Origin of the sequence: Actinomadura sp. CNU-125 (genome assembly GCF_001942465.1) — a bacterium.
GTDB lineage: Bacteria > Actinomycetota > Actinomycetes > Streptosporangiales > Streptosporangiaceae > Spirillospora.
On the sequence record NZ_MKJY01000128.1, the window covers coordinates 1 to 14,219 of the forward strand.

Here is a 14,219-nt window from a genome sequence, read left to right on the forward strand (position 1 = left end):
CATGTTGCGGACGTTGAGGTCCTCGATCACGACCACTTGGTTCTCGTGGACGAGCCGAGTCGACAGCTTGTGCAGGAAATCGCGGCGCCGGTCGGCGATCCGGGCATGGACGCGGGCGACCTTCGCCTTGGCCTTCTCCCGGTTGGCCGACCCCTTGGCCTTGCGCGCCAGGTTCTTTTGCGCGCGGGCGAGACGCTCCCGGTGGCGTCGCTCATGCCGGGGGTTGGCGATCTTCTCCCCGGTCGACAGTGTCACCAGGGAGGTGATCCCGGCGTCGACCCCGACCGTGGTGTCCGACGGGTCGAGGCGGGCGATGGTGTCCCGGCAAAGGATCGACACGAACCACCGCCCGGCCGCGTCCTTGGAAACTGTGACCGTGGACGGCTCGGCCCCCGCGGGCGGCGGGCGCGACCACACGATGTCCAGCGGCCCGTCCATCTTGGCGAGCGTGAGTGCGCCGTCGCGCCACTTGAACGCCGACCGGGTGTACTCCGCCGACGCCCTGGACTTCTTGCGCGACTTGAAGCGCGGGTACCTGGCGCGCTTGTCGAAGAACGCCGCGAACGCGGCCTGCAGGTGCCGCAGCGCCTGCTGCAGAGGCACCGACGACACCTCGTTCAAAAACGCCGGTTCGTCGGTCTTCTTCCACGCCGTCAGCGCCGCCGAGGTGTCGGCATAGGTCATGCGGTGTCGCTGGGTGTGCCAGGCGCGGGTGCGTTCTTTCAGGGCCTTGTTGTACACCAGCCGCACGCACCCGAAGGTGCGGGCGAGCTCGGCCGCCTGCTCGTCCGTCGGATACACACGGTATTTAAACGACCGCTTCACCGTGCACGCCATGCTGCGCAATCTAACGACGCGGGCGCGGGCACCGCAGGCGTTCTACGGATTCGACGGATTCGGTGGGAGGGGACGGTGATCCGCGCCCCCGGGGGGCGCGGATCGCCTTTTCGCGTTCTGCTTCGCAAGAGTTTCGTTTCCTCCCCGGCCTGACGGCCGAGGTATCCACGAAGGAGTCCTGATGAGTGATAGCTGGGAACGGCCGATCGCCGCCGCGATCGTGCTGGGGGTCGCCGTGGTCGTGGCCGTCGGCCTGCGGCTGCTGACCTCCCGGCTGGGCAAGCGGGCCGGCGGCACGCGCTGGGCCTGGGACGACCTGATCGCCAAGCTCGTGCACGACCTCGCCCTCCCGCTCACCCTCCTCGCGGGCGTCTGGTTCGCGCTGAAGGTGTGGGACGCCGCGCCGCGCGGGACCCTCGACGTGGTCGCCCGGCTGCTGACCGCCATCGCGATCTTCTTCGTGTCGGTGGCGGCCGCCCGGCTGATCGCCGGGAGCGTGTCCTCGTACGCGATGGCCCGGCAGGGCGTCGCGGCGAACGTGACGATCTTCGCCAACATCGCCAAGGTGCTGGTGATCGGCATCGGCATGCTGATCATGCTGCAGAGCCTCGGCGTCTCGATCGGCCCCCTGCTCGGCGCCCTCGGCGTCGGCGGTCTCGCCGTCGCCCTCGCCCTCCAGGACACGCTCGCCAACCTGTTCGCGGGCGTGCACATCCTGGCCGCCAAGACGATCGAGCCCGGGCACTACATCCGGCTCGACACCGGCCAGGAGGGCTACGTCGTCGACATCAACTGGCGGAACACCACGATACGGACCCTGTCCGACAACATCGAGGTCATCCCGAACCAGAAGTTCTCCGACACGATCCTCACCAACTACAGCCGTCCGGGCGAGGAGATGTCGATCCTCGTCTACGCGAAGCTGCCGTACGAGATCGACCTGGACGAGGCCGAGGGCATGCTCGAGAAGGTCGGGCACGAGGTGATGAAGGAGGTGCAGGGCGGCGTCGAGGGCTCGGGCGTCTTCGTGCGCTTCGACGACTTCAACGAGTCGTCCGTCGGCTTCCACGTCATCCTGCGGTCCACCGAGTTCGAGGACCAGTTCCGGATCAAGCACGAGTACCTCAAGCGCCTGCACCGGGTGATGCGCGAGGAGGGCTACGCGGCGCCGTACTGGCACCACCGCGTCAGCCTGCAGGACGCCCCCGTCCGCCCCGGGAACGGGAACGGCGGGAACGGCGGGAACGGCGCGGCGAACGGCAAGGGCGAACTCCCCGCCTGACCGACAGCCCGCCTGAGCGAAGCCCGCCTGACCGAACCCCCGGCCGAACACGGCCGATGAAGCCCCGCGCGCCCGGCCCGTCCCGGGCGCGCGGGGCTTCTCACGGCGTCACCGGACGAACCGGACGTGCGGGTACCGCTTCGACGGCCGGTCCAGGATCGGGCGGCGGCGGTCCTGCAACGACGCGTCGAAGAACGCGGTCACGTAGGCCCGCACCGACGCGGTCATCGCCTCCGGGTCGACCGTCCCGATGATCTTCTCGCGCGCGCCCTCCGGGAGGTCGTTGCGCTCGTCGATCTCCGGGAGGAACGCCTGCACGTCGGTGTAGGAGTAGTGCCTTGCGGTCGGGACGTTCAGGTCGCGCTTCCAGCCGGTGGAGTTCGTGTAGAACGACCCCCACGACGGGTTCGTCCGGTGGGTCTGCGGTTCCCCGCCGGGCGCCGAGCCCATCAGCATGAACGGGCGGTCGAGGCCCGTCCGGGCGACCGGCACGTAGTCGTCGTCGGTGTACTTCATCGTGCCGTCCATGTTGATCCCGGAGTCCAGCCGCCGGTCGACCCGCATGGTCTCGGCCGCCTGGACGCCGCCCGCCGAATGCCCCACCATGCCGATCTCGGAGGTGTCGAGCGTCCGGCCGAGGCCGGGCGGCAGGGCCCGGCCCTCAGCGTCCGGGTTGCCGCCGCGGGCGAGCGCGGTCAGCGCGTCCAGGACGAGCCGGGTGTCCTGCACGCGGGCCTTGACGGCGGTCTTCGTGCGTTCCGGCGACTGCTGCGGCAGCCGCGCGGGTTCGACCCGCCCGCCCGGGAACTCGATCGGCGTCTCGCCGGTGTGGTCCATGGTCACCACGACGTAGCCGCGGCTGACGAGTTCCTCGGCGATCGTCGTCCCGAGTGCGCGCGGCACGCCGAAGCCGGGGGAGTACAGGACGACCGGCCGGCGCCCGTGGCGCGCGTCGGCGGGAGCGGACTCGGCCGCGTTCGTCCGGGCGGCCGCCCAGTCGACCGTCCCGGCCTCGAAGACCCCGAGCGCGTCCACCCCGGTGAACACCTTCGCGACGTTGGGCCGCAGGTAGGGCGCGACCGGCTGACGGTCCTGCGCGCCCTTCTGCACCGGATACCAGACGCTGATCATCAGTTCCCGGACGCGGTCGGCGCCCACGGGTCGGCGCGGCCTTCGTCGACCAGGTGCAGTTCGGTGGTGCCGACGGCGCGCGGCCCGGTCGGCGCGGGCAGGGTGAACGTGGCCGGGGCGGAGTTCTCGGCCGCGGCGGGCGCCGCGGCCACCGCGCCGCCGCCGCAGCCGGTCAGCGCGAGGGACAGCACGAGGGGGAGCGTGGCCGCCGCGACGAGCGGACGGCCGGGAAGACGTGTTCGCATGCCGTCCACGCTCGCGTCCCGCGCCCGTCCGCCGCCATGATCGAACGTCCCGCGCCGCCCCCGTCTTCCGTCAAGAACCGGACGCGCGCCCGGAGGCGGCCCCGGACGGGGGCGCGGGCGCGACGATCGGCATCAGCACCTCGTCGACCACCGAGGCGACGAAGGCGTTGTCGAGCGGGCCGCCCTCGGTGAGGTTGTGGTAGACGACGACGGCCGGGCCGACGCTCGCGATCCGCGGCGTGGCCGCCTCCGGACGCACCTCGCCGCGTTCGGCGCCGCGCGTCAGCACGTCGTGGATCAGGTGCCGGACGGGCTTGGTCATCCGCTGGTGGACGACGTCGTGGATGAGGTGCTGGCCCTCGTCGGCGTCGTCCTTCAGGATGCGGAACGCGGCGCCCCGGCAGGTGAGCAGCGTGTCCCGGTGCCGCTTCAGGATCTCCAGCAGGTCGCCGCGGACGGTGCCGGTGTCGGGGACGACCGGCGGTTCGGGCAGCGCGTGCTTGAGCGCGTCGGTGACGAGGTCGTCCTTGGACGACCAGCGCCGGTAGAGCGCCGCCTTGCCGGTGCGCGCCGTGGACGCGACGCCTTCCATCGTCAGGTTCCGGTAGCCGACGCGTTCTAGCTGCACAAAGACGGCGTCGTAGATGGCCGCCTCCAGTTCGCCGCCGCGCCGGCGGGTGCCGGGGCTCACCTCCCGCCTCCCAAATTAGTGAACGTTTCCGTTCCCTCTCGCGTGCATCGGTGGTACGTTCCCCACATAGTGTACGTCGCCGTTCCTTAATTTCTCGTTCCCGGAGGTCCGTCGTGACCGCACCGCAGGGGCGCACGGCCGCACCGGAGTCCGCAGCTCCGGCCGCCGTCCCGTCCCCCCATCATCGTCCAGGGATCGTCCTCGCCGTCATCGTCGGCTGCCAGCTCATGATCGGCGTGGACACCTCCATCGTCACCATCGCGCTCCCGAACGTCGGCGACGGCCTCGGGCTGTCGGCCGGGGGCCTCGCCTGGGTCCAGAACGCCTACATGCTGGCGTTCGGCGGCCTGCTGCTCCTCGGCGGACGGGCCGGGGACGTGCTCGGCCGCCGCCGCGTCTTCGCCGCCGGGATCGCGCTGTTCACCGCCGCGTCCCTGCTCGGCGGCCTGGCGGGCGCGGGCTGGGTGCTGATCGCCGCGCGCGCACTGCAGGGCGTCGCGGCCGCCGTCGCCGCGCCCAGCGCGCTCGCCCTGATCGCCACGAGCTTCGGCGGCGCGCGCGGGCGCGCGCGCTCAGCGTCATGTCCGCCGTCATGGGCGTCGGCAGCGCCCTCGGCATGATCCTCGGCGGGGTGCTGATCGAGGCCGGGACGTGGCGGTGGGTGTTCTTCGTCAATGTTCCCGTCGGCGCGCTGCTGCTCGCCCTCGTCCCGCGCGTCCTCGCCGAGACCGCGCGGCGGCCCGTCCGGTTCGACCTCGCGGGCGCGGCCGCCGCCACCAGGCCCGCGACCGCGCTCGTCCTGGCGTTCGTCCGGATCGGCGAGCAGGGGCGGCCGGACGGCGCCGCGCTCGCCGCGTTCGCCGCCGCCGCCGTGCTGCTCCCGGCGTTCGCGCTGCTGGAGCGGCGGGCCCGCGAGCCGATCATGCCGCTGTGGCTGTTCACCGCCGACCGCGCCCGCACCGCCGCCTACACCGTGCAGTTCCTGCTCCCCGCCGCGATGTTCGGCACCCTGTTCTTCCTGACCCGGCACTTCCAGGACGTTCTCGGGTACGGGGCCATGCAGGCCGGGCTGGCGTTCCTGCCGATGGCGGGCCTGCAGTTCGCGATCGTCCGGTTCGTCCCGCGGCTGCTGCCCCGGCTCGGCACCCGCGTCCTCGCCGGGACCGGGACGCTGCTCATCGCCGCCGGGCTGCTGTGGCTGACCCGGCTCTCGCCCGGCGACGGCTACGCCGCCGCGCTGCTCGCCCCGATCGCCCTGCTCGGGCTGGGCGGCGGGCTGGCGATGATGCCGCTGAACGCGCTCGTCCTCGGCACCGTGGAACCCGCGCACTCCGGCGCGGCGTCCGGCGTCGCCCAGACGATGATGTGGACGGGCGGCGCCGTCGGCCCCGCCGTCATGCTCACCGTGCAGGGCGCCGCGACCGGGGACGGCATGGCGCCCGCGTTCGCGACCGGGACCGCCCTCGCGGCGGCGGCGTTCGCGGTGACGCTCGCCCTGCGCGGGCCCGCCCCGGACGAGCGGTGATCATCCGGGCGGGGGCGTGTCCGACGGTCCGGCGGGCTCCCCGAACCACGCCAGGAACTCGGCGTGGCCGAACATCCGCGCGGTCTCGACCGCGGTCGGGATCCCCGCCCGGGGATCGGCGCCCGCGTCCAGCAGGGCCCGGACCGTGTCCGGCTCCTTCTTGAACACGGCCCCGGCGAGGGGCAGCTGCCCGCGGTCGTTGGCCCGCTCGGGGTCCGCGCCGCGGGCGGTCAGCGCCCGCACCGTCCCGGCGTGCCCGTGGTAGGCGGCCAGCATCAGCAGCGTGTCGCCCTTGTCGTTGGACAGGTCGGGCGGCACCCCCGCGTCGACGTACGCGACGAGCAGGTCGGTGTCGCCCGCGCGCGCCGCCGCGAACAGCCGCGACGCCAGTTCCTCCAGTTCCGGATCGGACTCGGTCATGTCGGTGTCCCCGCTCTCCGCGACGAGCAGCCCGCCGAGGCTGCCCTCCCCGTAACTGAGCCGCTTCTCCAGCGAGACCAGCGCGCCGTCCTCGGCGGAGCCGCGGAACCGGACGTCGTCGGCCAGCGACCGCATGATCAGCAGACCGCGGCCGCGCTCGTCGGACGGGTCGGGTTCGGGCACCCGGCCGGCGTCGAAGCCCTGCCCGTCGTCGATCACCTTGATCAGGCACCGCCGGTCCCGGATGGTGGCCCGCACCGTGTAGTCGGCGCCGTCGTCGGCGTGCTCGATGACGTTCGTGCACGCCTCGCTCAGCATCATCTCGATGTCCCCGCAGATCTGCTCGTCGCGCCGAGCGTCTGCAGGGCGGCGTCCAGGATCCGCCGGGTCGCCGGGACGCTCACCGCGTCCCGCGGCAACAGCAGGTCCAGGCTGATCTCCACATCGTCTCCGTGCTCGTCCGCGTCCGGGTCCGCGTTCTGCCTCGACCGGAAGCGTGCCCGCGCGAACGGGATCAAACATCCGCCCGGGCGGGCCAGGCGCCGCGCCGCACGGTGTCCAGCACGAGCGCCGCGATGTTCCAGGCGTCGTCGGCGCCGCTGTGGTGGCGTCCCTCCAGCGGCAGCCCGGCGTGCCGCAGCGCGCCCGCCATGCCCGTCCGGCGCAGCCCGTGCGACGCCGCGTACACGGCCTTGGCGTTGACGTGCCGCCGCCCGAACGGGTACCGGACGTCGCCGCCGCACTGCCGCTCGAACTGCTTCCGGTCGTAGTCGCCCCAGCTCGCCCACGTCCGCGCGTGCGACCGGTGCTCGCGCTCCAGCAGCGCGCACGCCTCCCGGAACGGGACGCCGCCGTTCACCTCGTCCTGCGTGAGCCCCGTCAGCTCGGTGCAGAACCCGCTGACCTCCGACCGTTCCGGACGCACCAGGACGCGATGCTTCGCGACCCGCTCCCGCTCGTCCAGATCGACGACGCACAGCCCGATCTCGATGATCTCGTTCGCCTGCCCCGGCGGCACCGGCCCGTCCCAGCAGGTCGCCTCCACGTCGACGACGTTGAGGAACCGGCCGATCTTCTCGTCCATGGCGCGGACGATACAGAGCGCCCCCGCCGCCTCACGACCGGTTTTCCGGCGCCCCGCGCCCGCCGTCCAGCCCGTCCTGCCGCGGCGGGGGCGCGTACGAGTCGACGTACTCCTGCCCGGACAGCTCCTGGATCGCCGTCATGATCTCGTCGGTGATCGCGCGGGTGGCGCGGCCGCGCGGCCCGTCCGCGGCGGGCCCGGCGAACCGCAGCGGCGCCCCGAACCGCACCCCGATCCGGCCCGGGCGGGGGACGGCCCGGCCGCGCGGCTGCGCCCGGTCGGTGCCTTCGAGCGCGACCGGGACGACGGGCGCGCCCGTCCCGCATCGCCAGCCGCGCCACGCCCGTCCGCCCACGGTAGAGCCGTCCGTCGGGGGAGCGGGTGCCCTCCGGATGGATGGCGAACGCCCCGCCGCGCTCCAGCACCCGCGCCGACGCGTCGAGGGCCTCCAGCGCGGCGCGTCCGCCGGACCGGTCCACCGCGATGGCCCCGAGCGCCCCGAAGAACGCGGCCGTCGCCCGTCCGCGCGGGCCCGCCGCCGTGAAGTACTCCTGCTTGCCGAGGAAGCTGACCCGGCGCGGCACCATCAGCGGCAGGACGAACGAGTCCATGAACGCGAGGTGGTTCGCCGCCAGGATCACCGGGCCCCGCCGGGGGACGTGCCGGAGCCCGCTCACCACCGGCCGGAACGCGACCCGCATCGCGGGGCCGAGCAGAACGTGTTTCGTGACGGGATAGATCAGGCGTTCGGGGTCCATGCGGGAGGAATCTATGGGCGCGCACCGCACGCGCGCGGTGGGGCCCCGTTACAAGATCACCCCCGCGGATCTTGTCGGAGCCCCATATGTCCTTGGCCCCCGGGACGGGGCCGGAGGGCGAGGTCAGCCGCTGCCCGCGGCGGCGTGCTCGGCCTGCAGGACCTTGCGGACGGCGCGCGGGGCGGGCCCCGACCGCGCCGTCAGCTCCTCGATCCGGCGCTTGTGCCGCCGCCGGTCCGGGCGGGGCAGCACCGAGTTCAGCTCGCAGGCCGCCGCCAGCGCGATCGCGGCCGCGTCGTAGCTGTTGACGTGCGCGACGGGCCGTCCCCGCAGCGCCGACGACGCCCCGCCCCACAGCGTCTTCACGACCCGCGGGTCCTTCACGGTGACGTCCTGGACGGTGAACAGGCCGAACACGCGCCGCGACCGCACCCGGATCATCCCGTCCGCCACGAGTCGTTCGCGGACGCGCCGACGATCGTCTTGCCGTCCTTGCGCACCCAGTGCTGCCACGACCGTGGCCGGGCCGCCTCGGCGATCTGCGCCACCAGCCCGTACGGGTCGGCGCCCGGGGTGCCGGGCCGCGGCCGCGCCTTGTCGTCGTCGCCGAGCCGCCCGTCCAGGTACAGCTCGGTCAGCGCCGCGGCACGCAGCAGGTAGCCCAGGTGCCGGCCGCGCTTGGTCATCTTCTGCTTACGCAGGTCGTAGGCCAGCAGGAACATCCGCGCCGGCAGCGACTCGGGAATCCGCACCACCATGGTCAGTCCTCGCTCCCGCCGGGCGGCGGGTCCTCCTCGGTATTCGTGTGTCCGGCCCGGTTCCGCTGTTTCCGCGTCGCCGTTCTTGCGCGGCCGGCCCCGGTTGCGCATCCGGCCCACCGAGCCGGGCATCCGCCCGGCCTCGCCGAGGGCCCTGCGCAGCAGGAACTCGATCTGCGCGTTGGTGCTGCGCAGTTCGTCCCCCGCCCACCGGGCCAGCGCGTCGTGCACGGCCGGGTCGAGCCGCAGCAGGATCTTCTTGCGCTCGGAGCTCAACGCTGATCATCGCCCGCCGTAGGGTCGCTCACTGGTACAGGCTGCCGGTGTTCAGCACGGGCTGGGCGTCGCGGTCGCCGCACAGGACCACCAGCAGGTTGCTGACCATGGTCGCCTTGCGTTCCTCGTCGAGCTCCACGACGTCGTCCTCGACGAGCCGGTCCAGCGCGAGCTGCACCATGCCGACCGCGCCCTCGACGATCCGCTGCCGGGCCGCGACGATCGCGCCCGCCTGCTGGCGGCGCAGCATCGCCTGCGCGATCTCCGGCGCGTACGCCAGGCCGGTGATCCGCGACTCGACGATGTCGACGCCCGCGGACGCGACGCGCTGCGTCACCTCCGCCGACAGCTGCGCGGTGATCTCGTCGGCGTTGTCGCGCAGCGACGTCTCCTCGGCGTTGTCGTAGGGGTAGCTGCCCGCGATGTGCCGGACGGCCGCCTCGGTCTGGAACGCGACGAACTCGACGAAGTCGTCCACCTCGAACACCGCGCGGGCGGTGTCGCGCACCTGCCAGACGACGACGGCGGAGATCTCGATCGGGTTGCCGTCCAGGTCGTTGACCTTGGCGAGGCCCGTCTCGTGGTTGCGGATCCGGGTGGAGATCTTCTGCCGCTCGCTGAGCGGGTTGACCCAGCGCAGCCCGTCCGTCCGGACGGTCCCGGAGTAGCGGCCGAGCACCTGCAGCACCCGGGCCTCGCCCGGGGCCACCGCCGTCAGCCCGACCGCCAGCACCAGCCCGGCGACGGCGAGCACGGAGCCGACCGCGATCCCGGCGACGAGCGCGGCGGTGCCGCCGCCGCCGAGCACGCCGAGCAGGACGGCGGCCGCGCCGAGCAGCATCAGCGCCAACGCCAGCACCAGCATCCACCAGCCGTTGATGTCGTACGCCCGCCGTTCCGAGATCTTCGGTGTCGGCATTTCGACCTTCGCCGCCGGGTCCATGGAGGCCTCCTTCTGTCCTGTTATCACCAACCTAGCAAAGTGATATCACTTTATCCAAGTCGGGCCGGCGCCAGGGAAGGCCGGTCTCACCGCGCGGCCACGCGCTCCGGTTCCGCGTCGGGGCCGGGCCCGTCCTCGATCACCTTCGGCACGCTCCGCAGCGTCACCAGGGCGAACACCGCGACGGCCGCGGCCAGAACCGCCGCGCACAGCAGCGCGGAATGCATGCCGCCGACGAACGCGTCCCGGGCCGCCGCGGCGACCCGCGCGCCCAGCCGGACCGGCAGCGCCGCGACCGCCTCCACCGCCCCGGCGAGCGAGTCGCGGGCCGCGTCCGCCACCGGCGCGGGCGTCCCGGCGGGCAGCTCCAGCCCGTCCCGGTACACCGCCGTCAGGACGCTGCCGAGCACCGCCATGCCCAGCGCCCCGCCCAGCTCGGTCGCCGTCTCCGAGATCGCCGACGCGGCGCCCGTCCGCTCCTTCGGCACCGACGCCAGCACGGTGTCACCGGTCACCGTCATCGCCATCCCCATGCCGAGCCCCGACAGCAGCATCGCCGGGAGCATCGCCGGATAACCGGTGTCCAGGCCGACCGTCAGGAACAGCGTGTAGCCGCCCGCCGCGACGGCCATGCCGAGCGCGACGACGCGCGCGCGTCCGGCCAGGCCGATCAGCGGCGGGGCCAGCGCGGCGCCGCCGATCATCGCGCCCGCCGCCCCCGGCAGCCCCGCCAGGCCCGACTTCAGCGGGTCCCAGCCCAGCGCGAGCTGGAAGAACATCGAGAAGATCAGCGACTGCGCGACCAGCGCGAACATCGCGAACATGTTCGTCAGGACGGCGCCCGAGAACGCCGCCCGGCGGAACAGCCGGACGTCGATCAGCGGCTCGGCCGCCCGCGTCTGCCGGAACGCGAACGCCGCCAGCGCGAGCACCCCCACCAGCGCCGCCGCCCAGACCCGCGGCTCGTCCGCGCCGTGCGCCGCCGTCTCCTTGACCGCGTACACGACCCCGAGGACCCCGGCGATCGACAGCGGCACCCCCGGCAGGTCCGGCCAACCCGTCGGCAGGCCGCGCGACTCGGGCAGGACGAACGCCCCCGCGACCAGCGCCACAAGCATGAGCGGCACGTTGATCAGGAACACCGAGCCCCACCAGAAGTGGTCGAGCAGCGCGCCGCCGAACACCGGGCCGAGCCCCACCGCGAACGCGCCGAGCCCGAAGAAGGCCCCGACCGCCGCCGTCCGCTCCTTCGGCTCGGTGAACACGCGCCGCACCAGCGACAGCGCGGACGGCATCAGCGTCGCCCCCGCGACGCCCAGCAGCGCCCGCGCCGCGATCAGCAGCTCCGCGCTCGACGCGTACGCCGTCACCGCCGACGCGGCCGCGAACAGCGCCGTGCCGATCAGCAGCAGCCGCCGGTGCCCGATGCGGTCGCCGACCGCGCCCATCGTGACGAGCAGCCCGGCGAGCGCGAACCCGTAGGCGTCCGCGATCCACAGGATCTGCGTCGACGTCGGGCCGAGATCGGCCGACAGGTGCGGAATGGCCTGGTTGAGAGCGGTCAGGTCGATGGCGGGCACCAGTGCCACCAGCGCCGCGACCGCGAACGTGCCCCGTTTGCGGGCCGAACCGTAAGTCATGCCGCCGAGCGTCCCCGGACGCGCTGACGGACCGCGCACCGTCCGCTGACCGAGGGGAAGGCGGACCGGCGACCGGCGCGGAGGCGTGCGGGGGCGGCGCGTCAGGGGCGGGCGAACGAGGCGAACGCGTCCTCGCGGGGGACGGCGAGGCCCTTCGCGAAGCACGCGTCGAACGCCGCGTCGCCGAGCGCCGCGCGGGCGTCCGCGCTCGTCGCGCTCGGCGTCGTGGTCGCCGGGGATCCGCACGCCGCGCACCGCCGCCGCGATCCCGAGCAGCAGCGCCGCGCGCTCCCCGTCGCCGTCCGTCAGCGCCAGGGCGGCCATGCCCACCGCCACGTTCGCCCGGTAACCGAAGATCGGATGGTCCCGGACCATGGCCGCGGCCTCGCCGAACAGGTCCCGCGCGCGCCCGGCGTCGCCGTCCGCGAGGGCGAGCCAGCCGAGGCCGACGAGCGTCGCGCCCTTGACGGCGGCGACGACGAACCGGTCGGACGCGTACCTCGTCAGGGCCGTCTCGTACAGCCGCCGGGCCTCCGCGCGGTCACCGCCCAAACGTGCGATCTCGCCGAGGCCGTGCAGTGCGGCGGCCACCTTGTCGGGCGTCCCGGCCCGCCGGGCCAGCTCGGCGGCCCGCTCGAAGTCGGGACGTGCGCCCGCCAGGTCCCCGCCGTGGACGCGGATCTCGCCGCGCCGGCACAGCAGGTCGGCGGTGTCCTCCAGCGCGCCCAGCTCACCGGTCAGCTCCAGCGCCTCGGCGAGCAGGGCCAGCGCCGTCGCGCGGTCGCCGCGCCAGTCGGCGAGCTGCGCGAACGGGTCGATCGAGTTGGCCATCCCCCAGCGGTCGCCGACGGCCCGGAACGCCGCCAGCGCCGCCGCGCAGTGCGCCTCCGCCCGCGCCCGGTCGCCGGAGAACTGGTGGAGGAACCCGTCGCTCATGTCCAGCAGCGCCAGCGTCCACGGGTCGTCGCCGATCTGCTCCAGGAAGATCGCGGTCTCCGTCCGCGCCGGGCCCGCCGTCATCGCCCACAGCACGGTCGTCGCCGGGAACGCCAGCAGCCGCCGGATCCCCGCCAGCACCTCCTCGGCACGGTCCATCCACACGGCGGCCCGCGCGCCGGTGCCGCCCGCCGAAACCACGTTGCACACGCACAGCACGTACTCCTCCTCCAGCCCCGGAGGGGGATCGGTGCCGAGCCGCTCCAGCAGCTCGGCCGCCGGCGGCGCACCCTCGACGCGTCCGCGCAGCCACCAGTACCAGGACAGCGCCGCGATCAGCCGCAGCGCCCGGACGGTGTCGCCGGACTGCACGCACCAGCGCAGCGCCGTGTGCAGGTTCGCGTGGTCGGCGGCCAGCCGGTCCAGCCATTCGAGCTGGTCGGCGGTCCGCAGATGCCGGTCCGCGCGCAACGCCAGATCGAGGAAATGGTCGGCGTGCGCCCGCCGGAACCGCTCCTCCTCGCCCGCCTCCGCGAGCCGCTCCGCGCAGAACGCGCGGATCGTGTCGAGCATCCGGTAGCGGTCGCCGTCCCCGTGCGGTTCCAGCTGCACCAGCGACTTGTCGACCAGCTCGGCCAGCGCCTCGTCGGCGTCGTCCGGCCCGCAGATCCGCGCGGCGGCGGGCAGCGTGAACCCGCCGCCGAACACCGTGAGGCGCCGCGCGAGCGTCTGCTCCGCCGGGCCGAGCAGGCTCCAGCTCCACTCGACGACCGCGCGCAGCGTCCGGTGCCGCGGTGCGGCCGTCCGGTCCCCGCGCGAGAGCAGCCGGAACCGGTCGTCCAGCCGCGCCGCGACCTCCCCGACCGGCAGCGACCGCAGCCGCGCCGCCGCCAGCTCGATCGCCAGCGGCAGCCCGTCCATCGCCGCGCAGATCCGCAGGACGTCCGCCGCGTTCGTCCCGTCCACCGCGAACCCGGGACGGACGGCGCGCGCCCGGTCGGCGAACAGCCGTACCGCCGGGTACTGCGCGAGCTCCTCCGGGGGCGTCCCGGCGGGCGGCAGCGCCAGCGGCGGCAGCGGCCACACCGCCTCCCCGGTGACGGCCAGGACCTCCCGGCTGGTGGCCAGCACGCGCAGCCGCGGGCACGCGCCCAGCAGCCGCCGCGCCAGCCCCGCGGCCCGTGCGACGACGTGCTCGCAGTTGTCGAGGACGAGCAGCATCGGCCGTCCGGCCAGCGCCGCGACCAGCCGCTCCGCCGCGTCGCCGGGACGCTCGCCCGGCGCCTGCCGCATCGCGTTCTCGCGCAGCCCCAGCGCGGCGAGCAGCGTCCGCTCCACGTCCGGCGGGCCGACGGGCGCCAGGTCGACGAAGCAGACCTCGCCGTCCTCGCGGGCCGCCGCCTCCACCGCCAGCCGCGTCTTGCCCGCACCGCCCGGCCCGAGCAGCGTGACGAGCCGTCCGGCGGCCAGCATCGTCCCGACGTGCCGGACCGCGTCCTGCCGACCGACGAAGCTGGTGAGCTGCGCGGGCGGCGCGACCGGCCGCAGACCGGCGGCGGGGGGTTCGCCGCGCAGGACGGCCAGGTGCGCCGCGGCCAGCTCGGGGGACGGGTCGGCGCCCAGCTCGTCGGCCAGCACCGGCGGCCCTCCTCGAACACCGCGAGCGCCTCGCCTGCCGCCCGGCGGCGTGCAG

13 protein-coding genes and 4 pseudogenes are annotated in these 14,219 nt (G+C 74.1%); 3 read left to right on the forward strand and 14 right to left on the reverse strand.

The annotated features are described in order from the left end of the window. A partial coding sequence (locus tag BJF79_RS16835) for an RNA-guided endonuclease InsQ/TnpB family protein (RefSeq protein ID WP_075898618.1) occupies positions 1-837 on the reverse strand: 837 nt, incomplete at its 3' end. Between the two features lie 181 nt (positions 838-1,018). On the opposite strand from BJF79_RS16835, the gene BJF79_RS16840 reads away from it, so the two are divergent. Continuing rightward, complete coding sequence (locus BJF79_RS16840) at positions 1,019-2,119, forward strand: mechanosensitive ion channel family protein (protein WP_075898608.1); 1,101 nt, start codon at positions 1,019-1,021, stop codon at positions 2,117-2,119. Positions 2,120-2,227: 108 nt separating this feature from the next. Here BJF79_RS16840 and BJF79_RS16845 read toward each other — a convergent pair whose 3' ends face one another. The 3 genes from BJF79_RS16845 to BJF79_RS16850 form a co-directional block, all read right to left on the reverse strand. Then, complete coding sequence (locus BJF79_RS16845) at positions 2,228-3,277, reverse strand: alpha/beta hydrolase family protein (protein WP_262402142.1); 1,050 nt, start codon at positions 3,275-3,277, stop codon at positions 2,228-2,230. Beyond that, positions 3,250-3,495, reverse strand: a complete 246-nt coding sequence (locus BJF79_RS60290) for a hypothetical protein (protein WP_262402143.1) — start codon at positions 3,493-3,495, stop codon at positions 3,250-3,252. The genes BJF79_RS16845 and BJF79_RS60290 overlap by 28 nt, the downstream gene beginning before the upstream one ends. A gap of 70 nt (positions 3,496-3,565) precedes the next feature. After that, complete coding sequence (locus BJF79_RS16850; RefSeq protein ID WP_075898610.1) at positions 3,566-4,186, reverse strand: TetR/AcrR family transcriptional regulator; 621 nt, start codon at positions 4,184-4,186, stop codon at positions 3,566-3,568. A 113-nt stretch (positions 4,187-4,299) separates the two neighbouring features. Between BJF79_RS16850 and BJF79_RS60295 the strand changes: the two genes are divergently transcribed. After that, complete coding sequence (locus BJF79_RS60295; RefSeq protein ID WP_262402144.1) at positions 4,300-4,806, forward strand: MFS transporter; 507 nt, start codon at positions 4,300-4,302, stop codon at positions 4,804-4,806. After that, positions 4,779-5,711, forward strand: a complete 933-nt coding sequence (locus BJF79_RS16855) for an MFS transporter (protein WP_262402145.1) — start codon at positions 4,779-4,781, stop codon at positions 5,709-5,711. Before BJF79_RS60295 ends, BJF79_RS16855 begins: the two co-directional genes overlap by 28 nt. Here BJF79_RS16855 and BJF79_RS60300 read toward each other — a convergent pair whose 3' ends face one another. The 10 genes and pseudogenes from BJF79_RS60300 to BJF79_RS51030 form a co-directional block, all read right to left on the reverse strand. Next, positions 5,712-6,131, reverse strand: coding sequence for an ankyrin repeat domain-containing protein (locus tag BJF79_RS60300; protein ID WP_075898620.1), 420 nt, complete (start codon positions 6,129-6,131; stop codon positions 5,712-5,714). It lies immediately after the preceding gene. A gap of 129 nt (positions 6,132-6,260) precedes the next feature. Further along, positions 6,261-6,452, reverse strand: a pseudogene (locus BJF79_RS60305) (ATP-binding protein); the annotation flags it as partial. After that, positions 6,449-6,574 (reverse strand): hypothetical protein, encoded by a 126-nt coding sequence (locus BJF79_RS60310; RefSeq protein WP_262402146.1) that lies wholly within the window; start codon positions 6,572-6,574, stop codon positions 6,449-6,451. The gene BJF79_RS60310 and the pseudogene BJF79_RS60305, both read right to left, overlap by 4 nt. 71 nt (positions 6,575-6,645) lie before the next feature. After that, complete coding sequence (locus BJF79_RS16875; RefSeq protein WP_075898614.1) at positions 6,646-7,215, reverse strand: 3'-5' exonuclease; 570 nt, start codon at positions 7,213-7,215, stop codon at positions 6,646-6,648. A 31-nt stretch (positions 7,216-7,246) separates the two neighbouring features. Further along, positions 7,247-7,570 carry a hypothetical protein gene (locus BJF79_RS65600; protein WP_316043365.1) on the reverse strand — a complete coding sequence of 108 codons (324 nt, stop codon included), beginning with the start codon at positions 7,568-7,570 and terminating at the stop codon, positions 7,247-7,249. Positions 7,571-7,595: 25 nt separating this feature from the next. Then, a pseudogene (locus tag BJF79_RS65605) lies at positions 7,596-7,973 on the reverse strand (lysophospholipid acyltransferase family protein); the annotation flags it as partial. Positions 7,974-8,096: 123 nt separating this feature from the next. Further along, positions 8,097-8,731: pseudogene (locus BJF79_RS66970) on the reverse strand (GOLPH3/VPS74 family protein). A 60-nt stretch (positions 8,732-8,791) separates the two neighbouring features. Then, positions 8,792-9,007: pseudogene (locus BJF79_RS16890) on the reverse strand (hypothetical protein); the annotation flags it as partial. A gap of 28 nt (positions 9,008-9,035) precedes the next feature. Then, positions 9,036-9,950 (reverse strand): SPFH domain-containing protein, encoded by a 915-nt coding sequence (locus tag BJF79_RS16895; protein WP_075898616.1) that lies wholly within the window; start codon positions 9,948-9,950, stop codon positions 9,036-9,038. An 86-nt stretch (positions 9,951-10,036) separates the two neighbouring features. Then, positions 10,037-14,164, reverse strand: a complete 4,128-nt coding sequence (locus BJF79_RS51030; protein ID WP_083733515.1) for an MFS transporter — start codon at positions 14,162-14,164, stop codon at positions 10,037-10,039. Positions 14,165-14,219 lie beyond the last annotated feature (55 nt).

What these genes read in the sequence shown, in the direction of transcription:
- BJF79_RS16840 (WP_075898608.1), top strand. Translation starts at nt 1,019, where the DNA reads ATGAGTGATAGCTGGGAACGGCCGATCGCCGCCGCGATCGTGCTGGGG.
- BJF79_RS60290 (WP_262402143.1), bottom strand. Translation starts at nt 3,495, where the DNA reads ATGCGAACACGTCTTCCCGGCCGTCCGCTCGTCGCGGCGGCCACGCTC.
- BJF79_RS16855 (WP_262402145.1), top strand. Translation starts at nt 4,779, where the DNA reads ATGGGCGTCGGCAGCGCCCTCGGCATGATCCTCGGCGGGGTGCTGATC.
- BJF79_RS60300 (WP_075898620.1), bottom strand. Translation starts at nt 6,131, where the DNA reads ATGACCGAGTCCGATCCGGAACTGGAGGAACTGGCGTCGCGGCTGTTC.
- BJF79_RS16875 (WP_075898614.1), bottom strand. Translation starts at nt 7,215, where the DNA reads ATGGACGAGAAGATCGGCCGGTTCCTCAACGTCGTCGACGTGGAGGCG.
- BJF79_RS16895 (WP_075898616.1), bottom strand. Translation starts at nt 9,950, where the DNA reads ATGGACCCGGCGGCGAAGGTCGAAATGCCGACACCGAAGATCTCGGAA.